23 protein-coding genes are annotated in these 25,542 nt (G+C 70.1%); 7 read left to right on the top strand and 16 right to left on the bottom strand.

Going from position 1 to position 25,542, the window contains the following annotated elements; all coding sequences use genetic code 11:
* Positions 1–69 precede the first annotated feature (69 nt).
* The 11 genes from FJ091_18725 to FJ091_18675 form a co-directional block, all read right to left on the bottom strand.
* A complete protein-coding gene (locus FJ091_18725; GenBank protein ID MBM4385393.1) occupies positions 70–1,311 on the bottom strand; it encodes an acyl-CoA dehydrogenase family protein in 1,242 nt (413 codons plus the stop codon).
* Positions 1,312–1,710: 399 nt separating this feature from the next.
* Positions 1,711–2,217: a pyridoxamine 5'-phosphate oxidase family protein gene (locus FJ091_18720; GenBank protein ID MBM4385392.1), complete on the bottom strand. Its 507-nt coding sequence runs from the start codon at positions 2,215–2,217 to the stop codon at positions 1,711–1,713.
* Positions 2,217–3,386, bottom strand: coding sequence for an FAD-dependent oxidoreductase (locus tag FJ091_18715; protein MBM4385391.1), 1,170 nt, complete (start codon positions 3,384–3,386; stop codon positions 2,217–2,219). Before FJ091_18715 ends, FJ091_18720 begins: the two co-directional genes overlap by 1 nt.
* A 90-nt stretch (positions 3,387–3,476) precedes the next feature.
* Positions 3,477–4,622, bottom strand: a complete 1,146-nt coding sequence (locus FJ091_18710) for an acyl-CoA dehydrogenase family protein (GenBank protein MBM4385390.1) — start codon at positions 4,620–4,622, stop codon at positions 3,477–3,479.
* Positions 4,623–4,767: 145 nt separating this feature from the next.
* A complete protein-coding gene (locus FJ091_18705) occupies positions 4,768–5,964 on the bottom strand; it encodes an acyl-CoA dehydrogenase family protein (protein MBM4385389.1) in 1,197 nt (398 codons plus the stop codon).
* On the bottom strand, positions 5,883–8,159 hold the full coding sequence (locus FJ091_18700; GenBank protein ID MBM4385388.1) for a S8 family serine peptidase: 2,277 nt from the start codon (positions 8,157–8,159) through the stop codon (positions 5,883–5,885). Before FJ091_18700 ends, FJ091_18705 begins: the two co-directional genes overlap by 82 nt.
* A gap of 57 nt (positions 8,160–8,216) precedes the next feature.
* Positions 8,217–8,846 carry a protease inhibitor I9 family protein gene (locus tag FJ091_18695; protein MBM4385387.1) on the bottom strand — a complete coding sequence of 210 codons (630 nt, stop codon included), beginning with the start codon at positions 8,844–8,846 and terminating at the stop codon, positions 8,217–8,219.
* Positions 8,847–9,077: 231 nt separating this feature from the next.
* A complete protein-coding gene (locus FJ091_18690; GenBank protein ID MBM4385386.1) occupies positions 9,078–10,322 on the bottom strand; it encodes a DUF1501 domain-containing protein in 1,245 nt (414 codons plus the stop codon).
* Positions 10,323–10,332: 10 nt separating this feature from the next.
* Positions 10,333–11,838 carry a DUF1800 family protein gene (locus tag FJ091_18685; GenBank protein MBM4385385.1) on the bottom strand — a complete coding sequence of 502 codons (1,506 nt, stop codon included), beginning with the start codon at positions 11,836–11,838 and terminating at the stop codon, positions 10,333–10,335.
* A gap of 165 nt (positions 11,839–12,003) precedes the next feature.
* The gene (locus tag FJ091_18680; protein MBM4385384.1) at positions 12,004–13,119 is read right to left on the bottom strand and encodes a nitroreductase family deazaflavin-dependent oxidoreductase; all 1,116 of its coding nucleotides are present in this window, start codon (positions 13,117–13,119) and stop codon (positions 12,004–12,006) included.
* Position 13,120: 1 nt separating this feature from the next.
* Positions 13,121–13,963, bottom strand: coding sequence for a hypothetical protein (locus tag FJ091_18675; protein MBM4385383.1), 843 nt, complete (start codon positions 13,961–13,963; stop codon positions 13,121–13,123).
* A gap of 152 nt (positions 13,964–14,115) precedes the next feature.
* Here FJ091_18675 and FJ091_18670 point away from each other — a divergent pair, with 152 nt between their 5' ends.
* Both FJ091_18670 and FJ091_18665 read left to right on the top strand, forming a co-directional pair.
* Entirely contained in the window at positions 14,116–14,538 is a 423-nt protein-coding gene (locus tag FJ091_18670) for a RidA family protein (GenBank protein MBM4385382.1), read from the top strand.
* A gap of 3 nt (positions 14,539–14,541) precedes the next feature.
* Positions 14,542–15,204: a DUF2238 domain-containing protein gene (locus FJ091_18665; protein ID MBM4385381.1), complete on the top strand. Its 663-nt coding sequence runs from the start codon at positions 14,542–14,544 to the stop codon at positions 15,202–15,204.
* Positions 15,205–15,402: 198 nt separating this feature from the next.
* Here the strand turns inward: FJ091_18665 and FJ091_18660 are convergent, their stop codons facing one another.
* The 3 genes from FJ091_18660 to FJ091_18650 are packed head-to-tail and all read right to left on the bottom strand — an operon-like array spanning position 15,403 to position 18,194.
* Positions 15,403–16,293, bottom strand: a complete 891-nt coding sequence (locus FJ091_18660; GenBank protein MBM4385380.1) for an SDR family NAD(P)-dependent oxidoreductase — start codon at positions 16,291–16,293, stop codon at positions 15,403–15,405.
* 12 nt (positions 16,294–16,305) lie between these two features.
* Positions 16,306–17,739: an MFS transporter gene (locus FJ091_18655; protein MBM4385379.1), complete on the bottom strand. Its 1,434-nt coding sequence runs from the start codon at positions 17,737–17,739 to the stop codon at positions 16,306–16,308.
* Positions 17,736–18,194, bottom strand: coding sequence for a nuclear transport factor 2 family protein (locus FJ091_18650; GenBank protein ID MBM4385378.1), 459 nt, complete (start codon positions 18,192–18,194; stop codon positions 17,736–17,738). The genes FJ091_18655 and FJ091_18650 overlap by 4 nt, the downstream gene beginning before the upstream one ends.
* Positions 18,195–18,244: 50 nt before the next feature.
* Between FJ091_18650 and FJ091_18645 the strand changes: the two genes are divergently transcribed.
* From FJ091_18645 to FJ091_18630, 4 genes are read left to right on the top strand one after another with little or no spacing between them, the layout of a single operon-like run.
* Positions 18,245–18,763 (top strand): nitroreductase family deazaflavin-dependent oxidoreductase, encoded by a 519-nt coding sequence (locus FJ091_18645; GenBank protein MBM4385377.1) that lies wholly within the window; start codon positions 18,245–18,247, stop codon positions 18,761–18,763.
* A gap of 11 nt (positions 18,764–18,774) precedes the next feature.
* A complete protein-coding gene (locus tag FJ091_18640; protein MBM4385376.1) occupies positions 18,775–19,182 on the top strand; it encodes a DUF4345 family protein in 408 nt (135 codons plus the stop codon).
* Positions 19,172–20,098, top strand: coding sequence for an alpha/beta hydrolase (locus FJ091_18635; protein ID MBM4385375.1), 927 nt, complete (start codon positions 19,172–19,174; stop codon positions 20,096–20,098). The genes FJ091_18640 and FJ091_18635 overlap by 11 nt, the downstream gene beginning before the upstream one ends.
* A gap of 19 nt (positions 20,099–20,117) precedes the next feature.
* The gene (locus tag FJ091_18630; protein ID MBM4385374.1) at positions 20,118–20,993 is read left to right on the top strand and encodes a dienelactone hydrolase family protein; all 876 of its coding nucleotides are present in this window, start codon (positions 20,118–20,120) and stop codon (positions 20,991–20,993) included.
* Between the two features lie 22 nt (positions 20,994–21,015).
* Here the strand turns inward: FJ091_18630 and FJ091_18625 are convergent, their stop codons facing one another.
* The gene (locus FJ091_18625; protein ID MBM4385373.1) at positions 21,016–21,474 is read right to left on the bottom strand and encodes a peptidase M15; all 459 of its coding nucleotides are present in this window, start codon (positions 21,472–21,474) and stop codon (positions 21,016–21,018) included.
* Between the two features lie 93 nt (positions 21,475–21,567).
* Positions 21,568–23,709: an FAD-dependent oxidoreductase gene (locus FJ091_18620; protein ID MBM4385372.1), complete on the bottom strand. Its 2,142-nt coding sequence runs from the start codon at positions 23,707–23,709 to the stop codon at positions 21,568–21,570.
* A 198-nt stretch (positions 23,710–23,907) separates the two neighbouring features.
* Here FJ091_18620 and FJ091_18615 point away from each other — a divergent pair, with 198 nt between their 5' ends.
* The gene (locus FJ091_18615; GenBank protein ID MBM4385371.1) at positions 23,908–24,423 is read left to right on the top strand and encodes a VOC family protein; all 516 of its coding nucleotides are present in this window, start codon (positions 23,908–23,910) and stop codon (positions 24,421–24,423) included.
* The last annotated feature ends 1,119 nt before the right edge of the window (positions 24,424–25,542 follow it).

The raw sequence follows: 25,542 nt of genomic DNA, 5'->3' as shown, positions 1-25,542 counted from the left end.
GCCAGCAACAACCAAAACGAAACGGGCGCCTGAGCCACGAGCTCAGGCGCCCGCCCTAACAACCGAGGACTAGTTCCCGAAGTCCCAGCCCTCCCCGTCCGCGTAACGCTTCAGGACGTTCTTCGCGATCAGGATCTTGTGCACCTCGTCCGGACCGTCGGCGATGCGCAGCGTGCGCGCGCCCTGGTACATGCCCGCGAGCGGCAGGTCGCCGGACACGCCGGCGGCGCCCCAGACTTGGATCGCGCGATCGACCACGCGCGTGTAGGCCTCGGGCACGAAGATCTTGATCGCCGAGATCTCCGTGCGCGCGTCGAGGCCGACATCCATGCGCTCGGCGCAGTGGATCGTCATGAGCCGCGCGGCCTGCAGGTCGATGTACGAGTCCGCGATGAAGCCCTGCATGAACTGCTTCGTCGCGAGCTTGCCGCCGTGCACTTCGCGCGTCGCCATGCGCTGCACCATCAGATCGAACGCGCGCCACATCTGGCCGATCGAGTTCATGCAGTGGTACACGCGGCCCGCGCCGAGTCGGTCCTGCGCTGCGGCGTGACCGGAGCCCGTCTTGCCGAGCTGATTCTCGACGGGCACGCGCACGTTGTCGTAGATGATCTCGCAGTGATCGCCGTCGTGGCCCCACACGGGCACGCTGCGCACGATGTTCACGCCCGGCGTCTTCTTGGGCACGATGATCTGCGTCATCTTGCCGTTGCGATCTGCCGGGCCGTTCGGGTCGTCGGTTCGGCACATCACGATGAAGAAGTCCGCGCGCTTGCCGTTCGACGTGAACCACTTGTGGCCGTTGATCACCCACTCGTTGCCTTCGCGCCGCGCCGTCGTCTTCAGCGAGCGCGGGTCCGAGCCCGGCTGATTCGGCTCCGTCATCGAGAAGCCCGACTCCATCTTCCCCTCGGTGAGCGGGATGAGCCACTTCTCGATCTGCTCCTTCGTGCCGTACTGCGCGAGGATCTTCTGATTGCCCGAGTTCGGCGCGACCACGCCGAACAGCGCCGCGGCGCCGACGCAGTAGGCGAGCACCTCGTTCATGTAGGCGTGCTCGAGGAAGCCGAGCCCGCACCCGCCGTACTGCTCGGGGAGGTGCGGCGCCCACAGGCCCGCCTGCTTCACCTTCGACTTCACGCCCTCGCGCAGCTCGTGCGCGTGCTTGCGGTCTTCGGCGCTGGCGCCGGCGCTGCGCGCCGCCCAGATCTCGTTCTCGTGGGGGAGAATCTCCTTGTTGATGATCTGCGCGGTCAGGTGGCGGATCTGGTTGATGCGGTCGCTCACGTTCGGAATCGGCTGCACGTTCATCGCCATCGCGGCGTCTCCTGGTTGAATGGGCGCATGCTATCGCGATTCCTCGCGCCCCCGTGACGCGCGCCACGGACGCAGCTCGCGCTGACGTCGATGCTGCGCCCGCACTCGACCCCCAGCGAGGAGCCATCGCATGCTCGTTCACACGCTCGAGCTCGCAGACAAGCGGCAACTCGGCCGCGCCTTCGAGGCGCTGATCGCTTCCGAGAACGTCCGCGACTGCGCGATCGAGCTCGACGCGCTGCGGATCCGCTTCGCCGCCGAAGAGCGCGACGCCGCCGCCGTGATGCCGAGCTCGCCACGAACGGCGGCCTGCGCTCCGCCGCGCGCGAGTGGATCGACACGGGCATGGTGGCGGCGAGCGCGGTGGGGATTCGCGCGAAGGAGCGCTGAGGCTCACTTCTTCCGCAGCTTGGTGCCTTCCGCGAAGTAGCGCTGCGCCCAGATGCCGGAGTAGTCCTCGTCGCCGACGGGCATGCGCCACGTGCGCACCTTCGCGAGGGCGAGTGGCAGCGTGAAGAGCGCGCGCGTCTCGTCGAGCGTCTCCGTAATGTAGTGCTGCGCGCCGTCGGGCGGCACGTAGCGCTCGGCGATACGGCGGTAGCGCTCGCGCCACTCGGCGTCGCGGCCGAGGTCATACGCGAGCTGCGCGCGGCCCTCGATCACGACCTTGCGGTACGGCAGCGCCTGCTCGTCGATCACGAGTGCGATGCGCGGATCTCGTAACAAGTGCTGGCGCCACACGGATTCTTTGCGCGGCGTGAACCAGAGCGCGCCTTCTTCGAACGCGTACCAGATCGCCGTCGCGTAAGGCGCGCCATCCGGCTGGATCGTCGCGAAGCGCATGAGCAGACCCGGCTCGCGGAGAAATGCGTCGCGTTCCTCGTGGCTGAGAACCGGCATCAGTGCACGCTCCTGTTCTGCTGCTGCGCCTTGGTCGCGAGGCTGAAGCGCGGCTCGGTCGCCGCGCTGCCCGAGAGCACGAGGTCCGCCGCCATGCGCCCGACTTCGGGGCCGTGCTTGAAGCCGTGGCCGGAGCCCGCGCCCACGAGCCACACGTTCTGCGCGCTGGGATGGCGGTCGATCAAGAGGTCGCCGTTCGCGCTGTTCTCGTATTGGCACACGCGCGACTCGACGCACGGCGCATCCGCGAGCGCGGGGAAGCGGCGCGCGAGGTAGCCGCGCACGTCGGCGAGGCCCTCCGCGCTCGCGATGCGATCACCGCGGTCGGGATCGATCGCGGGGCCATGCTTGTCGTGCGCGATCTTGAAGCCGCGCGCTTCGAGGTCGGGGAAGCCGTAGTAGATGTCGCCGGCGTTGAAGTCGGCCCAGCCGGGGAGCTTGTTAGGAGAGAACGCGTCGCCGCCGGCGGGCGGCGCGAAGAAGAAGACTTCCTGGCGCGTGGGGAAGATGCGGCCGCCGAGCTCCGCAGGGAACAGCTTCGGGAGCCACGGACCGCACGCGAAGACGAAGCGTTCGCCGAGGAACTGGTTGCCGCCGGTCGTCCGCACTTCGCCGGGAGCCGCCGCTCCGAACACCGGCGGCGCAACTTCGGCGGCTTCGTAGTCACCGCCGTTCGCGCGGAGCTCTCGCACCAGCGTCTGCACCGCGCGCCGCGCCATCAGCGCGCCGAATTCGGGCTCGAAGATTCCGAGCGCGACGTCCTCCCAAACGGCTTGCGGGTAGCGCTCCTTCAGCTCCCGTCGCTCCATCACGCGCGTGGGCAGCTTCAGCTTCGCGTGGACGCGCAGCGTGTCGTCCACGTACTTCTCGCGCTGCCCGAAGAAGAACAGCACGCCGAGCTCGTGGAAGATCGGCAGCCCGCTGCGCTCCGAGAGCCACTTCCACTGCGCCAGCGAGTCGTGCGCCATGCGCGTGTAGATCTCGTCCGCGCCGTAGCTGCCGCGCGTCATGCGCGACTCGCCGCCGCTCGACGCGCGCGCGTGCGCGGGCCCGTGCGCGTCGAGTAGCAGCACGCGCTGGCCGCGCTGCTGGAGATGCCACGCCGTCCATGCGCCGAACACGCCGGCGCCCACGACGATCACGTCCCAGCGCCTGGGCTCGATGCTCATCGCGCGGCTCCTCGCTGGCAGCGCCGCGAGCGCAGCGGCGCCCGCAGCGGACTTCACGAGCGCGCGGCGCGTGACGCGCACCCGGTGGGCCTAATAACCGCCGAGCTTCGCGAAGCGATCGCGGTGATACCCCGCATCGCCGAGCGTCTGCTCCGCGGCGCGCGCGCGCTTCAGGAACAGGCCGATGTCCTCCTCGTCGGTCATGCCGATGCCGCCGTGCATCTGGATGCCTTCTTCGCCCGAGAGGATGAACGCGTCGCTGGCGCGCGCCTTCGCGGTGGAGACGAGGCGCGCGGCGTTCTTGTCGCCGGCGTCGATCGCGCGCAGCGCCTCGAGCACGATCGCGCGCGCGAGCTCCACCTCGCAGAACCAGTCGGCCGCGCGGTGCTTCAGCGCCTGGAACGTGCCGATCTTCACGCCGAACTGATCGCGCGCCTTCAAGTACGCGAGCGTGCGATCGAACGCCTCCTGGATGCCGCCCATCATCTCCGACGCGAGCGCCGCGGCGCCGCGATCGAACACGGTGTCGAGCACGTCCGCCGCGCCGCCGGTGGCGCCGAGCGCAGCGTCGGCGCCGATCTCGACGCCGCTCAGCGCGACCTGCGCCGCGTTGCGGCCGTCGATCAGCGTGGTGCGCGCGATCGCGACGCCCTTCTGCGCCGCGGGTACGAGAAAGAGCGCGAGGCCGTCGCGATCGCTCTCGGCGCCGCTCGTGCGCGCGACGACCACGAGCGTGTCCGCGATGTGGCCATCGAGCACGAACAGCTTCTTGCCCGTGAGCTTCCAGCCGCCAGCCGTCTTCTCGGCGCGCGTGGCGCAGCGATACGGCGCGAAGCGCGGCGACTCCTGATGCGCGAGCGCGAGCAGCCGCGATCCGTCGCAGATGCCGCGCAGGATCTCGCTCTTCTGCTTCTCGCTGCCCGCGAGCTGCACCGCGCTGCCCGCGAGCACCACCGTGCTCAGCAGCGGTGTCGGCGCGAGCGTGCGGCCCAGCTCCTCGAGCACGATGCCGAGCTCCGCGTAGCCGAGCCCCGCGCCGCCCACTTCCTCCGCGAACGGGATGCCCGCCCAGCCCAGCTCGCACGCCTCCTTCCACAGTGCGCGCGAGAAGCCATCCGCATCGCGCGAGTCGCGCATGCGCCGCGTCTCCTTCAGCGGCGCCTTCGCCTGCACCATCTCGCGCGCCGAGTCGCGCAGCAGCTCTTGTTCTTCAGACAGGATCAGCGGTGATGACATGTCTTTCCTCGTGCGAAGCGCCTGATTGAGCGCTGCGGCTAGATGTCCAAAGCGCGCGCACCTGGGACGTACGTGCACTTGATCGCGTGAAGGTGCACGTACGTCCCAGGTGCCCTTTTTGGTGCACGTGCGTCCCCAGTGCGCGTCAGTCGCCCGGTAGGCCCAGGACGCGCTTGGCGATGATGTTCCGCTGGATCTCGCTCGTGCCTCCCGCGATCGACTCGGCCTTCGACGCGAGCCAGATGCGCGTGGCTTCGAGGTCGCTCTCGTCGAAGCCCTCGCCCTCCCAGCCGAGGCCTTGCACGCCGGCGATGCGCACCCGCAGGTCCGCGCGGCGCTTGCTCATCTCCGAGACGACCATCTTGAACATCGACGTCTCGGGGCCGGGGCCCTTGCCCGCTTTCGCGGACTCCATGCTGCGGCGCAGCGACGCGCTGTACGCGAGCTGCTCCATCTCCACGCGCACGATGCGATCGCGCAGGTCTGCGTCGGGCAGCACGCCGGGGCCGGCGCCGATCGACTCGCGCGCCCACTCGGCGAGCGTGCGCTTCTTGCGCGCCTGATAGCTCCCGCCGCCTTCCGAGAGCATCTCGCGCTCGTGCTGCAGCAGGCGCTTCGCGATCGTCCAGCCCGCATTCTCCTGGCCGATGCGGTGGGAGACGGGCACGCGCACGTTGTCGAAGAACGTTTGGCAGAAGTCCGAGGCGCCGCTGATCAGGATGATCGGGCTCACCTTCACGCCGGGCTGGTCCATGTCGAACAGCAGGAAGCTGATGCCGTCGTGCTTGGGGCCGTTCTTGTTCGTGCGCACGAGGCAGAAGATCCAGTCGCTGTGGTGCGCATCGCTGGTCCAGATCTTCTGGCCGTTCACGACGTAGTCGTCGCCGTCGCGCACCGCCGCACACTGCAGGCTCGCGAGGTCCGAGCCCGAACCCGGCTCGGAGTAGCCCTGGCACCAGCGAATCTCGCCGCGCGCGATCGGCGGCAGGAACTTCGCCTTCTGCTCCGGCGTGCCGTACTCCATCACGACGGGCGCCAGCATGGTCATGCCGAACGAGGTGAGCGCGGGCCGGCAGCCGAGCGCGCGCATCTCCTGCTGCAGCACGCGCGCCTCCGCCTTCGACAGCCCCGCGCCGCCGTACTCCTTCGGCCAAGTCGGCACCGTCCAGCCCTTCGCGACCATGCGCTCGAGCCAGAGCTTCGAGCCCGGCGCGGCGAACTTCTCGCGCCGCCCGCCCCACACGAGCGACTCGCCGGGCTTCAGCGGCTGGCGCATCTCCGGCGGACAGTTGGCTTCGAGCCAGGCGCGCGCTTCGGCGCGGAAGGTTTCGAGATCGGCCACGCGAGTCTCCTTCGGGATTCGGGAAGCCGCGGAGCGTATCTCCGACGCCTGCGCCGGCTCAAGACGGGCGCGCCCAAAATACGGGCGGCGCAGGCTCCGAAGAGCCTGCGCCGCAGCTTCGCCAGGAGGCACCCCTCGCGAAGACTCTCGTCGAGGTTCCAGTTGAAGAGCGTGTAGTTCGCGTCGGGGCCGTCGGTCTGCCAGCCGTGCACGACCACGAGCACGGTCTGCGCGGCGGGGTTCACCAGGTTCACCTCTTCCGCCGACGTGCCGGAGCCGCTCGAGCCGAGCAGCGTCGTGCCCGCTGCGTTGAACACATAGAGGTCGAGGTCGTCGGCCCCGTCCGTGTTCGCGTCGAACAGCGAGATGCGCGCGAGCGTGGTCCCGGCCGGAATCACGACGGGATGCACCGTGATGCCGACCCCCGTGGCCAGTGCGGTGTCGATGTCGTTGGCCGGATCATCGACCACATTGCCCGGCGTGGTGTTCGCCGCCACGAGGCCGCGCGCCGAGGCGCCGAACACGCCGTCGTAGCCGAACACGATGGGGATGCTGATCGCGCCGCCGTTCGAGCTCGCCGCTGCCGGAGCCGAGAGCGGCACCGGGCGCACCGTGAGCGGGCTGCGCACGTTGTGCGTGCCGTCCGTCCAGGTGAGAGCGCCGAACGCGTAGCTGTTCAGCACGGCAGCCGTCGTCGAGCTGAACCTCACCTGATAAGTCGCACTCTGACCCTTCGCGAGCGTGAGCGAGGACGGCGTGACCGTCACGTTCACGCCAGCCGGCGCCTGCACGTTCGCGGTGTAGGTGCCGGCAGCGCCGACGTTGCGCACCGTGCGCTTCACCGTCTGCGAGCCCGCGAGCTCGCCCACCGTGATCGACGCGAGATTGAGGTCGCTCGGGTCGATCTTGATGAGCGGGCAGTAGCTGGCCTGCAGCTGACCCGTGCCGCACAAGAACGCGAGCCAGTCGTTGAAGGTCGTGTTGTAGACGAGGCCCGGATCCGCAGCGCTGCTGGGTGCGACGTGACCGGCGCCGAACCCGAACGGATTGCCCGGGATCGCCGCGCCGTTGTTCATCAGCTGCGACGCCGTCGTCATGATCGCCGACTTGATCATCATCGGCGTCCACGTCGGATTCGCGTGCTTGATCAGCGCCGCGATGCCCGCGATGTGCGGGCTCGACATCGAGGTGCCCGACAGGAAGTCGTGATTCGCGCCGCGCGGAGCCGGCGAGTACGACGCGAAGATGTCGACGCCGGGCGCCGTGACGTCGGGCTTCAGGATGTCGCTCGACGCGCGCGACGGGCCGCGCGACGAGAACGCCGCCACGACGGGCGCCACCGCGACGCCGGGGATCAGCGCCGAGAGCTTCGCCGTTGCGCCCAGAGTCTGCGCGTACGCGCGCACCACGGCGCCCGAGACGTGGTCGATGTGCACGGTAGGAATCACGTGCAGGTCGGCGTTCAGCGAGTTGGCGCTCGTGTTCGCGAGCACCATGCCGACGCCGCCGGCGAGCTGCACCGCGAGACTCTTGTCCACGCGCGCGATCACGCCGCGGTCGCACAGCACGATCTTGCCCGCGACGAGCGCGGGGTCGAGGCGGCCCGGGTAGCAGAGGCGAACTTCCGTCGCGTTCGCGCCGGCGAGGCCGACGCTCGACGAGAACACGAGCGGCGCCGGTCCAGCGCCCACGCCGATCGTCATGCCGGTGTGCACCGAGCCGTCGCCTAGCGTGACGGTGCCTGCGGTGCCGCGATCGTGCGTGCTCGCCGCCACCGTGGTGAGCCAAGGGCTCGGGTGGTTCGTCGTGCTCGGGCTGGGGCCCGAATTGCCCGAGGACGCTGCCACGAACACGCCTGCGTCGGCGGCGAACAGGAACGCCACCTCGACCGCGTCGAGGTAGTTCGTGCCGGTGCCGCTGATCGAGTAGTTGATCACGTCGACGCCGTCGGCCACCGCTTGATCGATCGCCGCGACGAGGTCGACGCCCGAGCAGCCGCCTTCGGGCGGACGCGCCCAGCACGCCTTGTACACCGCGATGCGTGCCCGCGGCGCCATGCCGCTGATGCGCCCGTACGACGTGCCGAATGCGACGCCGTCGACATCGTAGTTGCCGGCCGCGGTGCTCGAGGTGTGCGTGCCGTGGCCATCGGTATCGCGCGCCGAGGCGAACTCGTACGGGTAGTCGCGCTTCACGCCCGCGACGCCGCCGAAGCCTTCGGCGTAGTAGCGCGCGCCGATCAGCTTGTGGCCTCAGTGCGACGCAGCGAACGCCTCGCCCGGCTCGCACTTGCCGTTCCAGCCCGGGATCTGGCGGTACACGACGCGGTTGTCGTGCGGGTTGGTGATGTCGCGATCCGAGAAGCTCGGATTCTCGGGCCACACGCCCGAGTCGATCACGCCCACGATCACGTCCTCACCCGCGCGCTCCGGCCCGCCGAGCTGTTGCCAGATACCGCCAGGGATACCGAGGAACTGCGGCGTCGAGAACGTGTCGAGCTGCTGGATCTGGTCCTTCTCGACGCGCAGCACATCGGGGTTCGCGCGCAGCGCCGCAACCGCCGAGTCGCTCAGCTCCGCCGCGAAGCCGTTGAACACGTTGACGTAGCTGTAGACCTTGCGGCCGCCGCCTGCGCCCGCGATCGCGGCGTCGTGCTTGCCGCGCAAGTAGTTCGAGTAATCGATCACCGCACTGCTGTTCGGGTCGATCTTCTTGTTCAGGCCGGGCTTGGTCGCCTTGAGGCCCGCGACGCCGCCCGTGTACGCCACGACCGGCGCGTGTGCGAGGCGCACGATGTACAGGTTGTTGCCGCGCTTGGGCGCGTCCGTCTCGTTCACCTTCGACTGCGCGACCGCCACGCCGAGCGCGAGCGAAGTCGCCACCACTGCGAGCTGCCGAAGAGCCCGCGCAAACGCCAACGACATACGATTCCTCCATGCGAGCCCGTGCTCTGGTACAGCAGCCCGCCGTTGTGGCGCGCACCCTACGCCCGCGATTTCCCGAACTCAATCGGGACTTTGCGGTGACTCGAAGTCCCTCGGACTCGCGTTTGGGGGGCGCCGGGCGCGCGCTGCCGCCGGAAACGAAGTGTGGCGGGACGCTGCGCGGTCGGTTCAGCGCAGAATGTGGAGCGGGGCGTAGGGCGCGCCGAGGATTGCGCGCGAGTCGCCGCCGAGGTGCCGGTCGATCAGCTCGGCGTAGATCTGCTCGAACGCGATCGCGCCGCGCAGGTTGCCGTTCGCGTCGAGCTGCGCCGAATCGAACGAGGGCTGCGCGCCGACCACGCCGCCAGCGACGCGCGGCCCGAGCACGATCACGTTGTTGCAGGTGCCGTGGTCGGTGCCCGACGTGTTCGCCTGCGGCCGGCGACCGAACTCGGTCCACACCATCACCACCACCGGCGACGGATCCGCGAGCGCCGCGAAGAACGCCTCGAGCGACGCGTCGAGGTCGGGCAGCAGCTTCTGCTCGAGGTCGTAGCGCTGGTTCTCGTGCGAGTCGTAGCCGCCGTGCACCGTGCCGTAGACGCGCGTGCCGGTGAGGTTCGCGTTGATCAGCGCCGCGATGACGCGCAGGCTGCGCGTGAGCGCACTCTCGTTCGGCACCGCCGCGGGGTAGATGCCCGCGAGCTCGCGCGTCGTCTCGATCGAGAACTTCGCGCTGTGCGCGAGGCGCGCGTCGAGCGCGCTCGACGTCGCCGAGTAGTCACTCGCGAGATCCTCGAGCGCGGCGGCGAGCAGCGTCTCGTCGCGCGTGCTGCCGGCGCCGAGCGCGAAGTTCAGCGCCGCCGGCAGGCTCGTGGCCTGCGGCTTCGCGCCGCCCGAGAACATGCGCGGCAGCCCGAACGACACCGTCGAGAGCAGCAGCGGGTTGTCGGGCTGCGTGTCCGCCCAGCGCGCCCAGATGCCCGACGGTCCGCCCGGCGTGCTGCGGCCCGACATCACGTAGTCGGTCTTGTCGAAGTGGCTGAGCGGATCGAAGCCGCTCGACCCCAACAAGTCGACGCCGCGCACGAAGGCGACTTCGCCGCGCTGCGCGCGGGCGTGCAGACGCGGCATCACCGCGTTGAGGCTCGCGTCCGCGGTGAGGGGCAGGGTCGCGGCGAGGTCGACCGCGAGCGCGCCGCGCTGGCCGACGTAGTGGCCGTAGTCGTTCGCGCCGCTCGGCACCAGCATGTGCGCGCCGTCGAGCCCGCCGCCGAGGAAGAGCGAGACGAGGATCGGCTCGCCGAGCGGCAGCGGGCGCGCGAGGGCCATCAGCTCGTCGGGCAGGACGCTCGCGAGCGCGCCCGCAGCGCCGCCCGCGCCGAGCGCTTGGAGGAAGCGGCGGCGCGTCACGTCGTGGGTAAACGGGTTCATCGCACGCTCCCTAGTTGGTCTGCACTTGCGGCGTCGAAGCCACGAACTGGAACGCGCGGATCGCGGTCGTCGCGTCGTCCGCACCCGCCGCGCGCAGATCGGTCAGCAGCCGCACCGCGCGCGCGAGCACGGGCGAGCCCGCCGGCTGCGGCGCGCCGAGCGCGCTGAACATCGCGGCCGCGCCGGAGTCGGGCGCGCCGCGCACCCACGCGAGCAGCGGGTGCGCCGCGTTCTGCACCGCCACGAGCGCGAGGTAGCCGGCCGCGAGCTGCTTCGACTGAAACGCGGGCAGCGAGATCCAGCGCGTCTCGGGCCGCCGCCACCAGCCGAACACGTTCGGCTGATGGAAGAGCTGGATGCCCATGTCGCTCATCAGGTACTGCACCACGTCGAGGCGCTGCTCGGCGTCGTAGGGCGCGGCGAGGTTCAGCGCCCCTAGCAACGTCACTACGAACTCGACCGGGTTCTTCAGCTTGCCCGTGCGCGCTGCAGGGCCATAGAACTCGGCGTGCGTGAAGATCGCGCGCAGCGCCGCCGTGACGTTCACGCGCCCGCTCGCGAGTGCGGCGCTCGCGATCTGGTCGACGACGCTTTGGGCCGGCGTGAAGTGCGCGAAGTGTTGCCAGAGCAGCTTCGCGAGCGTGCGCGCGGCGACCTGCCCCTTGCCGTTCGCGGTGACGAGGTGCTCGACGAGATCGAGCGAGCTCGCGCCGCCCGCGCGCCCGACGAGGTCCCAGTTGCCCGTACGCGCGTCGAAGGTCTTGTCGCCGTAATCGTGCGCGGGCGAGTAGAAGACGTGATCGACGCCGGTGGCGGGATTGATCGTGTAGCCCGTGCCCGCCTGCGCGGCGGCCACCACGTCCGCGTGCGAGTAGCTGCCGACGCCGAGGCTGAACAGCTCGAGCAGCTCGCGCGCGTAGTTCTCGTTCGGGTTGTCCTTCGTGCTGATCCAGTTGTCGAGGTAGTAGAGCATCGCGGGGTCGACGCTGGTCGCCTCGAGCAGCGCGCCGAAGTCACCGAGCCCCTTTTCGCGGAACAACAAGTTCTGCGCGCGCAGCGTCGAGTGGTGGCAGTAGACCAAGTCCTTGTCGAGCGACGACACGAGCAGGCCGTGCCAGAACAGCACCATCTTCTCGCGCAGCGGATGCGGCCAGCTCGCGCGCGAAGCCTCTTCCGCCGCACGCTGCCTGAGCAGCTTCTTGCGCTTCTTCTTCTTGCGCACTCCGTTCGTCGTCACGAACGAGCGGACGAAGCGCGCGTCCTTCATGCGGTCGAGCACCCAGCGCCCCATCGCGAGCGTCTCGAAGTACGGCTCGACACTCGCGCACGCGGGCGGCGACATCGCGGGCGGCGGCGACGCGTACACGGGCGCCGCTGCGAGGCGAGAATCCGCGAGCAGCGCATCCACGAGCGCAGGAAGCGAGGCGTACTCCGCCGCGAGGAACGCGACCTCCTGCGCCGTCGCGCCGAAGCCCGTGCGTCTGCAGAGATGGGCGACGTCGTCGGGATTCAGCATGGGGCCTCCGGCTCAGGAGCACTCAACGCGTGAGTGGCGCGAACGTTTCGCGCGTAGCACCGAGATCTGACGAGTTGCACCGCAGTTGCCGACTCCGCGCCGGCCAATCGGGGCCTGGCACGGAATGGCGCCACTCCGTGCCAGACCCCAATTGGCCGGCGCCGGCTACAGCCGAATCTCGACGAGCGGGCTCTCCACCTCCCAGCGCGGCAGCTCGGCGGCGCGGTTCGCGGCGATGCGCGCGAGGTTGGCGCGCATCGCGGGGCGCCCGGCTTCGGGCACGCTCGGCACCCACGCATCCGGCGCGCTGCCGTCGATCAGCTCGAGGATCTTCGCGAGCACGCGGCGGCGCTCCGCGGCGCCCGTGATCACCCGCGCGTGGGCGGGGAGATCGCGCTGCGCCGTCTCCTTCAGGTGGAGCGTGAAGTGCGGGTTCGCCGCGAGGTTCGCGTGCCACTGCCGCGCGCGGCCCGGCGCACCTGTTAGGTAGAGCCGCCCGGCGACGCGCCAGAACCAGATCTCGGTGCGCCGCGCAGCGCCGCTCTTGCGCCCGCGCGTCGTGATGTCGCACACGCGATCGTGCGCGAGCGCCGCGCGCGCCTCGGCATCGAGCGCGGGCGCGAGCGGCGCGCCGTCGAAGCGCTCGCGCGTCGCGAGCTCGCTCGCGGGCTTGCGCTTCAGCTGCGTGAGCCGCTTCACCGGCACGCCCATCGGCAGCACCGCCGCGACCGCGACGTGCTGCGGAATGCCGAGCAGCTTCTGCAGCTCGGGCTCCGCGCCCACCGCGAACGTGGTGAGCGTGCCGCCGAAGCCGTCGGCGTTCGCGGCGAGCAGGAGGTTCCAGACGAAGGGATAGATCGAGGCGCCGCTGATCACGCCGACGCGCGAGAGCTGCGAGTCGAACGAGGCGACCACGGCGAGATCGACGCACACCACCAGCACGACGGGCGCCTTCGCGATCGCGTCCAGCAACCGCGCGGGCACCGGCTGCGCCTCGATCTGCGCCGGCGTGAGGCGCGTCGGATTCACCGTGTTCCAGGGCGCCTCGCCCGCCGCTACTTGCGCTGCGTAGCGCCGGATCGTGGGCCCACCGAGCTCGGCGATCGCGCGCTTCGCCCCCGGCTCGCGCACGACGATCACGCGCCAGCCCTGGCGGTTGCCGCCGCTCGGCGCAAAGCGCGCGTCGTCGACCCAGCGCGCGATCGCGTCGTCGGGCACCGCGGCGTCCGTGAACTCGCGCGCGGCGAAAGTCGTGCGCATGACTTCGAGGAGGTCCGCCATGTCAGTTCTGGACCAGCTCGAGGTACGCCTCGCGGAACATCACGTACGAGACGTCTCCCGTCGGCGGGAATGCCTGCTTGTTGTTGGCCGCGACGCGCTCCTTGTCGGGCGCGCCGAGGCGGAAGTGCGAGTAGCCCGCCTCGCCGAAGATGTCGTCGCGCCAGCGGGGCGCGATGCGCGCGCCGGGGAGCGGCGTGAGCAGCCCGATCGTGACGCCGGGCTCGCGGCGCACGAGGCGATGCAGCGTCGCGATCCCGTAATGACTCTCCGCGCCGCCCGCGGGCTCGATCGCGAACTCCTTCGCGTACGCGTCGATGGTGGCCGCAAGCTGCGCGGGATCGGTCCACGCGAACACCGCGAAGTTCTCCGCGACGCTCGGCGCGGAAGCCGTCAGCTCGTAGCGCTGCGCATCGGGGCCGCGGAACAGCAGGCCCGGCGCGTCGCCTGCGAGGAACGAGGCCTCGGCGGTCGGCCCGAGCAGCGGCGAGACGAGCCCTTCGCCGCGCCAAGTGCGCCAGAGCGCGCGCGGGTCGCGATGTGGGAAGCGGAAGATCGTCTCGCCCACGCGCGGCGCGCCGATGATCGGCGGCGGCTCGGCGGTGTACGAGGTGAAGCTGTCCTTCTCCATGTAGTCCGCGTCGGTGTGCACGCCGCGGCGATAGATGTACTGGCGGCCAGCGCCCGGATAGAGGTTGCGCCTCGCAAGCTCGAAGCCCGCGAGGCGCAGGAAGCGATCCGTGCGCGCGAGCATGCCGGTGAGGGGCACGTCCGCCTGCGCCACGCCGGGCGGCGGCGGCGACTCGATCAGCGTGGTGCCGTAGTGCGGGATCGGGAGTGTGCGCATGGCCGCGATCGTACCCCGCGGCACGAACGAGAATCGTCCCGAAAGGCATGAACCCAAAAGAGGACGATTCTCGGCGGCGAGGTCGGAGGTAGAGTCGCGCGCATGGCAAGGAGAACGCCGTGAAGAAGTCCGACCTCGTGATTCCCGCCTCGATGCATGGCATGTACGACCGCTTTCACTTCGCGCCCGCCGTGCGAGCGAACGGGTTCCTGCATTGCTCCGGCCAGATCGGCATCGGCCCCGATGGGCGCGCGCCGGCGGACCACACCGAGCAATTCACGCTCGCGTTCGAGGCCGTGAAGGCGGTGCTCGCGGAGGCGAAGCTCGACCTCTCCGACGTCGTCGAGATGACCACGTTCCACGTCGACATGCGCTCGACGCTCGGCGCGTTCATGGCGGTGAAAGACCGCTACGTGCCCGAGCCGTTCCCTGCGTGGACGGCCATCGGCATCAGCGAGCTGGCGTTCCCTGGCGGCCTCGCCGAGGTGCGCGTGACCGCGGCGCTGCGCAAGGCCGCGCCCGCGAAGCCCAAGCCGAAGCGCGCCGCGAAGAAGAAGGCCGCGCGCCGGAAGTAGGGCGTGAGCGCGAGCGAGCACGTCGACCCGCGCGTCGGCCGCCCCTTCGCGCGCAACCGCTTCCTGCAGGCGCTCGCGCTCGCCTACGCGGGCGTGTTCGTGTGGAGCGCGATCGCGCCCAAGTACCCGCGCGACTGGTGGCTCGAGATGCTGCTCGCGTTCGCGTTCATCGCGACGCTGATCGCGACGCACCGCCGGTTCGTGTTCTCGAACCTGTCCTACGCCCTAATCACTCTGTTCCTGTCGATGCACACCTACGGGGCGCACTACACCTACGCCGAGTCCGTGTTCGGCGACTGGCTGAAGCAAGCGCTCGCACTCGAGCGCAACCACTACGACCGCGTCGTGCACTTCAGCTTCGGCGCGCTGCTCGTCTACCCCACTTACGAGATCGCGCGGCGCGTCACTCACATTCGCGGAGGCTGGGCGTTCGCGGTCCCGTGGCTCGCGATCCTCGCGCTCTCGGGCGGCTACGAGATCGTCGAAGGCTGGACCGCGCGGCTCGTCTCCCCCGAGCTCGGCACCGCCTACCTCGGCACCCAAGGCGACGAGTGGGACGCGCAGAAGGACATGAGCCTCGCCAACACCGGCTCCCTCATATCTCTCGCGCTGGTGGCGCTCTACCAAAGAACGACGGGGCGCGAGCCGTGGCGGCTCGGCCAATAGCAACCACGCCCCGCGACGAGTGGCACTGCCCCGCATCCCCGCAATGGCTTACGCGCCGAGGCAGCGCCAGAACATCCTCGAAGTCGAACGCTCCAGCCGAGCGCGTCGGCCGAGGCCGCAAGCGAAGCGCGCAGCGTTCGGCGGAGTCCGCGGAGCCGAACGCGAAGTAAACAAGGAAGAACGCGAGCCCCGCTCTGCCTAATCCCTCGGAGCGGAGCCGCCCACCTCCACCCCCTCGCCCGCAGGCGGCGCCACGACCGGCGGCGGAGCGCCGCTCAGCACGGCATCAAACCTCGCCTTCATCATGTAGTTCCAGTGCGGGTGCGTGTAGATGTAGAAGCGCCCGCTCTGAATCCCGTCCGCGACGATGTCGCCCACCTTGCGCGGATCGAGCCCGTTCTTCAGCAGCGCGGCGACCGCTTCGCGCGCGGCGCCGAACTCGCTCGACGGCGGCGCGCTCGGCGCGGGCCGCGGCGTCTCGGGGCGATTGCGCTCGGACTCGAGGATGCGCGTGTTCACCCAGCCGGGGCACAGCACCGACACGCCCACGTGCGGCGCGCGCAGCTGGCACTCGCGGTAGAGCGCCTCGCTGATCGCGACGCAGGCGTGCTTCGAAACGCCGTAGATGCCGCCGCTCACCATCGTGCCCGCGAGCGACGCCGTGTTCACCACGTGCGCCTCGGGCTGTTGCGCGAGGATCGGCATGAACGCGCGCATGCCATGCACGACGCCCCAGGTGTTCACGCCTAACACCCACTCCCAGTCCGCGAGCGGCAGCTCCCAGAGCGCGCCCATGTTCGCGGCGCCCGCGACGCCCGCGTTGTTGCACACGACGTGCACCGCGCCGTACTGCGTGAGCGCGCGCTGCGCGAGCTCGTCGACCGACTTCGGGTTCGTCACGTCGCAGCGCACGCCGATCGCGTCGGCGCCGCCCGCCTTCAGCGCCGCCACCGCGGGCGCGAGCGCGCCCTCCTCGATGTCGGCGATCACGAGCTTCATCCCGTTCGCCGCGAACGCCTCGGCCATGCCTTTGCCGATGCCGCTCGCGCCTCCGGTGATGACGGCGACTCGGCTGGTGAGCTGCTTCATGGCGACTCCTTGTTAGGCGCTCGCGACGTTCTTCCGCGCGAGCCGCTCGAGGTTCTCCACATGTCCCGCCCGGTCGATGCGGTAGCGCGCGTAGCACGCGATCGCGATCGAGTAGAGCACCACCGCCGCCACCGCGTAGCCCGCGCCGAGCTGCGAAATCATCTCGGCGCGCTGCACGGGGTCGCCCTCGCCCGGCCGCCCGATCCAGCTGATCAGCAGCGCCGAGAGCATGATCCCGAGCCCCGACACCGACTTGTCGATGAAGCTCCGCGCGGCGAAGAACACGCCCTCGCTGCGGCGGCCCGTCGCGAGCTCACTCTCTTCGACGACGTCGGCGACCATCGCCGAGACGAGCGCGGCCGAGCAGATCGCGACGATCACCTCGACCGTGAAGATCACCATCAGCGTGTAGAAGAGCGCGCTCGTGCCGTTCTCGGGGAAGAGGCCCGCGAAGCGCAGCAGGATCGTGAGCGGCGCGACGGCGATCATCGCGACCGAGGCGCCGATTGCGGCGCGCTTCTTGCCGAAGCGCTGCGAGAGGCGCGGCGCGATCACGAGCGCTGCGGCGGCGGAGAAGTAGTACGGGAGGTTGAGCAGGCCGATCTGCTCGGAGCTCAGCTCCCAGAAGTAAGTCATCAGGTAGATCGAGAGCGCGGCGGAGAGGCCAGCCGCCATCGAGTAGAACACGGCGCCGAAGAGCAACGGCACGAACGACGGGCTCATCAACGACTCGCGCACTTCGCGCAGCGCGAGGGCAATGTTCGCGGCGCCGGGGCGCGCGGGCGGCTGGCGCAGGCGCGGAATCTCGCGGTGCGTGCCGAGCGCGGAGGCGAGGATCGCGGCGAGCATGATCAGCGAGCCGACGACGCCGTAGGTGCGATAGCCGGGCGCCGCGAGCTGGCCGCCGCCGGAGGGCAGCAGCACCTGATACGCGAGCACCGCGACGGTGAGGCCGCCCCACCAGCCGAAGAAGTATCGGAGCGAGAGCAGTTTCGTGCGCTCGTCGTAGTCGTCGGTGAGCTCGGCGGTGAGCGCGGTCGACGGCGTCTCGTACAGCGTGATCATCGCGCGCACGCCGATCGACACGCCGACGAGCCACGCGAACAGGCCCCAGTCGCTGAGCCCGGCGGGTGGGTTCCATAACAAGAAGTACGAGGCGGCGACCGGCAGCGCGGCGGCGTACATCAGCGGATGGCGCCGGCCCCAGCGCGAGCGCAGGTGATCGGAGAAGTAGCCGACCGTGGGATCCCACACCGAGTCGACGATGAACGCGAGCATGATCGCGAGGCCCGTCATCAAGACGGGCAAGCCGAGCACCTGGTCGTAGTAGAAGAGGAGCAAGTACTTGAAGCCGTTGTCCTTCACGCCGAACGCGATCGCGCCGAAGCCGTACGCGAAGCGCGTCGCGAACGAGACGCCGCGCGCGGGAGCTGCGGGCGCGCTCATCGCGGGATCGCGTAGCCGGGCGGTAGGCTCCCGATCTGCACCGTCTGCCGGCACACGCGCTCGGCGATGCGCCAGCCGCGCGGCGTGCGCACGAGGCGGTCCTCGTAGTAGCCCGCGTTCGTGATCACCTCTTGCGTGCCGTCCGCGCGCGCGCGGCCCATCGGCGCCTGGAAGTAACAGTGCGAGCGGCCCTCGTTCCCTGACAAGTCGAGCTGCACGTTCGAGATGAAGTGCAGGTTGATCGGCCACGGCGCGAGCGCGCGATCGAGCCAGGCGAGCGTCGCGCGGTACTCGCCCTTGATCACGCCCGTGCTCTCGTAATCGATCGTCGCGCCGGGCGCGAACACGAGGTCCATCAGCGCCCACTCGCGGCGGTCCACCATCCAGGCGTAGCGGTGCAGCAACTCCTCGATCTCGCGCCGGTCGGCCAGCGCGCGCAGCTCGGCTTCCGTCATCCCGCCTCCTCGCAGCGCGCGAGTATCGTGCGGCGCGAAGGAGAAGCGCGATGCGGGCCCGCAGAATTCTCGTGGCCGCTCTCGGCGCGCTCGTGGGCGCCTTCGCCGCGGCTTATCTGGCGGGCGCGGTCGCGCCGACGGCAGAAGGGCGACCCGGCATGAGACTCGCGGGCGAAGACGTGAGCGAGCGCGTGAGCGATTGGTCGTTCTCCGCGAGTGACGATCTCGTCGAGCTCGAGACGCGCGCACCCTGGCTGCTCGCGCACTCGGTCACCGTGGTTTGCGCGTCGCCAGATGGCGGCGCGCTGTACGTGCCCTCGGTCTACCTCGAAGGCGGAGGCTTTCCCGACGCGCGGCTCTGGAACCGCAACATCGTGCGCGACCCGAACGTGCGCATCCGCATCGCGGGCAAGCTTTACCCGCTGCGCGCCTCACTTGTTACGGACGAGGCCGAGCGTACGCGCGTGTTCGCCGCGTTCGCGCAGAAGTATCCGCGCTGGGCCGAGTGGCACGCGATGGCGCCGAGCGAGCGCCCGAACATCGCGTTCGTGCGGCTGGATGCTCGCTGAGAGGAGACCCCATGCTCGCCGTCCGCATCTTTCTCGCCTTCACCGCGCTGCTGTGGACCCCGTACGCGCTCTTCTTGCTGATCGACCCCGCCGCGCTCACCGAGGCCGCCAACGTCGCCGCGACCAGCCCCACCGGCGTCGCCGAGCTGCGCGCGATGTACGGCGGGCTGCAGGCCGCCGTCGGTCTGCTCGCACTCGCGGGCGCGCTGCGCCCCGCGGTCGCGCCGTACGCGCTCGTGATGCTCGGCGTTGCGAGCGCTGGGCTCGGCGTCGCACGGCTCGGCGCTGCCACGATCGGCAGCGCGTTCAGCCAATACACCGTGATGGCGCTCGCGCTCGAGCTCGGCTCGCTCGCGATCGTGCTCGCGCTGTGGAAGCGCGCGCAGCCCGGAACGAGCGGAGCAGCGCATGCTGCCTGAGCCGCTCTACGACCCCGCCCTCGACGCGCACCTCGCCGAGGTGCGCGCGTTCAACGCGAAGCTGCCGCGCGAAGACGCGCGCGTGCGCTGGACGCCCGCGGCGATCGCGCGCGCGCGCGACCTCACGCAGATCATGGGCGGCATCTTCGCGAGCGCGGCGATCCCCGGCTTCGAGACGCGCGAAATCCCCGGCCCGCGCGGCCCGCTTCGCCTGCGCACGTTCGTCCCGCCGGACGTGCGCGCGGTCTATTACGACGTGCACGGCGGCGGCTTCTTCATGGGCGCGCCCGAGATGGACGATCGCGACAACGCCGAGATCGCGAAGCGCGCGCGCTGCGCGATCGTGAGCGTCGACTACCGTCTTGCGCCGGAGCACGCGTACCCCGCCGGCCCCGACGACTGCGAAGCCGTCGCGCTGTGGCTACTCGCGAACGCGCAGCGCGAGTTCGGCACGCAGCGCCTCGCGATCGGCGGCGGCTCCGCCGGCGCGAACCTCGCCGCGACCACGCTCGTGCGCCTGCGTGAGCGACACCAAAGTGCGTCGCGCTTCTGCGCCGCGAACCTCGTGTTCGGCGTCTACGACGTCTCGGGCACGCCCTCGCAGCGGCGCGGCGGCGTGCAGAGTTTCCGCGATCTCTACCTGCCGAAGATCTTCGGCGACGACCGCAAGCACCCCGACATCTCGCCGCTCTACGCGGACTTATCAGGCCTCCCGCCCGCGCTCTTCACCGTCGGTACGAGCGACTACCTCTACGACGACTCGCTCTTCATGCACGCGCGCTGGCGCGCCGCGGGCAACGAGAGCGAGCTCGCGATCTACCCCGAGTGCGTACACGGCTTCACGATGTTCCCCATCGCGATGGCGCGCGCCGCGAACCAGCGCATCTACGAGTGGCTGGCGAAGCGAGTCGGCTGAACCCAAACCGGGGGAAGACATGTGCGACCAAGACCACTTCGAGCACGACCTCGCGCACTACGCCGAGCGCGCCGCGCTGACGCGCCGGCAGCTCGGCGTGCTCTCGGCGACCGCTGGCCTTTCGTTGTTATTGCCGCGCGCCGCGAACGCCGCCGAGCTGACCGAGCACGACGCCCTGATCACGACGCCCGACGGCGCCGCCGACGCATTCTTCGTACACCCCGCGAGCGGCGCGCACGCCGGCGTGCTCGTATGGCCCGACATCCTCGGCCTGCGCCCCGCGTTTCGGCAGATGGGGCGCCGCCTCGCGGAATCCGGCTACGCGGTGCTCGTGGTCAATCCGTTCTATCGCATGAAGCGCGCGCCGATCGCGCCCGCGGGCGCGAGCTTCGCCGATCAAGCCACGCGCGATCTCGTGATGCCGCTCGCGCGTTCGCTCAACGCGACGACACACGTCACCGACGCGAAGGCGTTCGTCGCGTGGCTCGACGCGCAGCCCGCCGTCGACAAGACGCGCAAGCTCGGCACCACCGGCTACTGCATGGGCGGCCCGATCACGATGCGCACCGCCGCCGCGCTGCCGGCGCGCATCGGCGCTGCCGCCTCCTTCCACGGCGGCGGACTTGTTACGGCCGCGCCCGACAGCCCGCATCTGCTCGTGCCGCAGATGAAGGCGCAATACCTGTTCGCCGTGGCCGAGAACGACGACGCACGCGAGCCCGAGGCGAAGAACGCGCTGCGCGACGCCTTCGCGAAGGCCGGCCTCGCCGCCGAGATCGAGGTCTACCCCGCCGCGCACGGCTGGTGCCCGCCGGATTCACCGGTGTACGACGAGGCACAGGCGGAGAGAGCGTGGGAGAGGATGTTGGCGCTGTTTCAACGGGCTCTGCGCTAGCGACGCTCGGCGCTGGCACGAATCAGAGTGCGAGCGCGTCGCGCTTCGACAGCCTCGTGTACGTGGCCCTTCCGTTGGCGAAGGTCGCCCTCATGATCTGTCCGCGCGTCCGAGCCTCGTCGAACGACACGTGCACACAGGTTCCTTCGAAGATCAGCTGGTCGAACGGCAGACCTAGCTCGATGATGCGCTTGAAGAGCGCCTTCGTTCCGACTCGCGGGTACGTGATGTCTGCGGCTTTGCCTTCGACGTGCTGGCTCGTCGGACTGCCGCCCACCGCCGCGTTGACGGCGGCAGATCGGTAACCGGAGGAGACCACGATGGGACCCACGTCGTCGCGTATTCTTTGGAGGATCTTCTCGCAGAGCAGTCTCAGGTTCTCGATCTCGCGTGGCCCCGGTCTGTTGGCGAGGTTCCCCCTCGTTGCCGCCTGCGAGAGGACCATCTCTTCGAGCGTGAAGTTGTCGCTGAGCCGCGCCACATCGACCTCCTGTTGGCACGGGCGAGTTTTCGCCGGCGGTGAGCTCTCACGCTGTTAGCGATCTCACAGCAAAAGCGAGTGGCCGCGGGAGGCTCAGACCTCACTTCCCGCCTTCCACCCGTCATGCACCGCGCCTTCGATGTATCCGACGCCCGTCGCGTCTCCGATCTCGATCACCGGCACGCCCGCTTCCCGTAACAACTGTGCGGGCTCGGGATTCGCCTCGAGGCCGCTTGCGAGGATCACGGTGTCGGCCGGCGCGGCGTCGCGCACCGGCGGCGCGCCCTGCTTGCCGGGGCGCTCGAAGAACACGCTCTGCTCGGCGATCTCGAGGATGCGCGCGTTCGCGACGAGGCGGACGCCGTGCTCGCTCAGGTCGTGGAGCGCGCGCCAGCGGCGCGGGTGCGCCATCTCCTTCGCGAGCGTCGGGCCCTCCTCGAGCACCGTCACCTCGCGCCCCCGCTCGCACAGGAACTCCGCGAGCTCCGCACCGACCAGGCCGCCCCCGATCACCACGACGCGTTGGCCCACGGGCATGTAGGCGCGCGAGGCCTCGCGCAGCTTCGCGGGATCGGCGCTGATGCCGGTCAGGCGTCCCGCGGTCGCGGCGAGGCGGCCGAACAGCGAGAGCTTGCCGCTCGCCTCGCGCGCGTCTTCGCCCGTGAGTAGCGCGCGCAGGTCGTCACCGTCGAAGACGTGCTCTTGGTCGGCGCCAGGGATCGCGGCGCGCTCGCGGCGCGCGCCGACCGCGGCGATCACGACGTCGGGACGCAGCTCGCGCACGAGCGCGGGCGTTGCCTCGACGCCGAGGCGCAGCGTGAGCGGCGCGCTGCGAATCGTCTCTTCGTAGTACCGGAGCAGCCGCTCGTTCGGCTCGTACGGCAGCGCCGCGAAGCGCAGCGTACCGCCGAGCTGCTCGCTCTTCTCCACGAGCGTCACGTCGTGCCCGCGCAGCGCTGCGACGCGCGCGGCCTCCATGCCCGCGGGCCCTGCGCCCACCACGAGCACGCGCTTCCTCTGCGCCGCGGGAGTTGTTACGGCCGCGCTGCGCTCGCTCTCACTGCCCGCTTCGGGGTTCACCGCGCAGCGCACGGGCTTGTCGAAGAAGGCCTGCGCGACGCACGTGTAGCAGTAGACGCACGGCCGCACGGACTCGCGCTTGCCGGCGGCAAGCTTGTTAGGCATGTCGGGATCCGCCAGCAACTTGCGCCCGAACGAGACGAGGTCTGCCTTGCCGTCGCGGATCAGTCGGTTCGCGGTCTCGGGCTCGATGCGGCCCACCGCGATCACCGGCACGCGCACGGCGGCCTTCACCGCGCTCGCGAAGTCGACGTACGCGTTCTCGGCGTGCGGCAACGGGGCGTCGAGGAAGTGCGTGCCGAGGTTGTTCGCGGCGTAGGCGCTCACGTGAATCGCGTCGGCGCCGGCAAGCGCCGCGAGCTGCGCGGCGCGCACGGCGTCCGGCAGCGTGATGCCGCCGGGCTCGCCGTACTCGTGCGCATCGAGCCGCGCCCAGATCGGGAAGTCCGCGCCCGCGCGCTGCTTGCACGCGCGGATCACCTCGCACAACAGGCGCGCGCGATTCTCGATCGAGCCGCCGTACTCGTCGTCGCGGAAGTTCCAGCCCGCCGAGAGGAAGCTCGAGAAGAGGTAGCCGTGCGAGGCGTGCAGCTCGACCGCGTCGATGCCCGCGCGTCTCGCGCGCAGCGCGGCGTCCGCGAAGTCGTGGGTGATCTGCGCGATGTCCGCCTTCGTCGCCGCTTGGTACTTGCCGCCGGTGCCCGTGTTCGCGGACATCATCCAACCGAGCTCTTGTTGGGTGAGCTCGCCGAGGCCGCGCAGGTCCATGTGAAAGCGCGGCTCGCTCGGCACGATCATCGGGCGTCCCTGCGCGACATCGAGCCGCGCGATCTTGCCGTGGAAGGCGAGCTGGATCGCGAGCTTCGCGCCGTGCCTGTGCACCGCGTCGGCGAGAGCTGTTAGGCCGGGCAGATACTGGTCGTGCGAGACCGCGATCTCGTGCGCGCTGTTAGCGCCGCGCGGATAGGCCGCGCTCGTGTTCTCCGTGATCAGCAGCCCCGCGCCGCCGCGCGCGCGCGCCTCGTAGTAGGCGATGGTCGGCGCGCGAACCGCGCCGTCGGCCTCGACCAGCTCGACGCCCATCGGCGCCATCGCGATGCGGTTCTTCAGCGCGAGCGTCCCGATGCGCGTGGGGGAGAGGAGGTGCTCGTACATGCGCGGACTCCGAGGTGAGGGCCGGCACCGTAACGCGACGACCGAGGCCCACAGACCGGGGACGTTCCGCAAGAAAGTAAAGCTGAGTTTCTTTACTTACTTGCGGAACGTCCCCGTTCCCTCCTCCCTGTCTTCGACCCGCATCGCGCGGCTCGCCCGCGGCGGCGCGCTGCCGCACTCTCGCGCGTGGAGGCCGCCATGCAGCTCTTGCCCGTGCAGCTCGCGTATCACGTGCCCGATCCCGCGGCGGCGGCGCGCGAGCTCGCGGCGGCGCGCGGCTGGGGGCCGTTCTTCCTGATCGAGCACATCCCGCTCGCGCGCTGCCTGTATCGCGGCGCGCCGGCGGTGTTCGATCACAGCTCCGCCTACGGCCAGGCGGGCGACGTGATGATCGAGCTGATCACGCAGCACAACGACGCGCCCTCGGCGCTGCGCGACTTGTTCGCGCCGCACGAGCGCGGCCTGCACCACGTCGCGTGCTTCGTCGACGATCTCGCGGCTGCGCTCGCCGAGCAGCGCGCGCGCGGGCTCGCGATCGCGCTCGAGGCCGAGACCGCGAACGGCACCGGCTTCGCGATGGTCGACACCAGCGCTGCGCTCGGGCACATGACCGAGCTGTACGAGCGCGAGAAGCTCGCCCCGTTCTACGCGATGGTGCGCGAGGCCGCGCGCGGCTGGGATGGCAGGGAGCCGGTGCGGGTGGTGGGGCGTTAGCTCGGGGAACCGCGAACACAGGCCGGGGACGTTCCGCAACAAAGGCGACCCGCAGCCGAAGGCGATGTGCGGGCTCTTCTCGCGCGCCGGGTCGAACGTCTCGGAATTCTCGAACACGCGCGGGTCGCGATTCGCCGAGCCGATCCAGCACAGCACGAAGTCATTCGGCTCGATCGCAACGCCGTGGAGCGTCGTGCTCACGAGCGAGCGGCGCGGCACGAACTGCACGGGCGACGAGTGCCGCAGCGTCTCTTCGATCACGCCGGGCACGAGCGCGCGATCGGCGCGCACGCGCTCCATCCAAGCGGGATGCGCGAGCAGCTCCAGCACGATGTTCTGGATCAGCGTCGTGGTGGTCTCGTTCCCCGCGACGAGCAGCAGGATCAGCATCTGCAGCATCTCGTCGTGCGAGAGGCGCGAGCCATCCACCTCCGCCTGCACGAGGCCAGTCATCAGGTCCTCGCGCGGCGCGCGCTTGCGCTCCTCGGCGAGCGGAATCAGGTACTCGCGCATCTCCTGGCGCAGCGCGATCTGCGCCTTCACGCGCTCCGCGTCGAAGCCGCCGAGGAACGCGACGCCGAGGCTCGCCACCGCGCGATCCGACCACGTCTTGAACTGCGCTCGGTCTTGCGCGGGGATGCCGATGATCTCGGCGATCACGGTGACGGGCAGCGGATACGTGAGCGACTGCACGAGGTCGCTCTCCCCCTGCGCGACCGCCGCTTCCACCAGCTCTCCCGCGAGCGCGTGCATGCGCGATTCGAGGCGCGAGACGATGCGCGGCGTGAACGCTTTGTTCACGAGCCCGCGCAGGCGCGTGTGCTCCTCGCCGTCCGTCACGAGCATCGACGGCGGAATCACCTCCTGCAGCTCCGGCGCGATCGCCGCGCGCAGCACTTGGTTCGGCGCATTCGAGAAGCGCGCGTCGTCGCGCAGCGTCGCCTGCACGTCCTCGTAACGAAAGATCGAGACGACGCGCAGCGGCAGCCCCGCATGAAACAACGCCGGCGCCTCATCCCGCGCGCGCGCATACAACGCGAAGGGATCGCGGCGAACCGCGGGATCGAGCGGATTGAACGAGAACATGGGGAGACCTCGCGGCGCGTCCTCAGTGTTTAG

It is taken from the genome of Deltaproteobacteria bacterium, assembly GCA_016875395.1.
Classification (GTDB): domain Bacteria; phylum Myxococcota_A; class UBA9160; order UBA9160; family UBA6930; genus VGRF01.
Note: the sequence above shows the minus strand (reverse complement) of the source record. Positions and strands in the feature narration are given on the sequence as shown.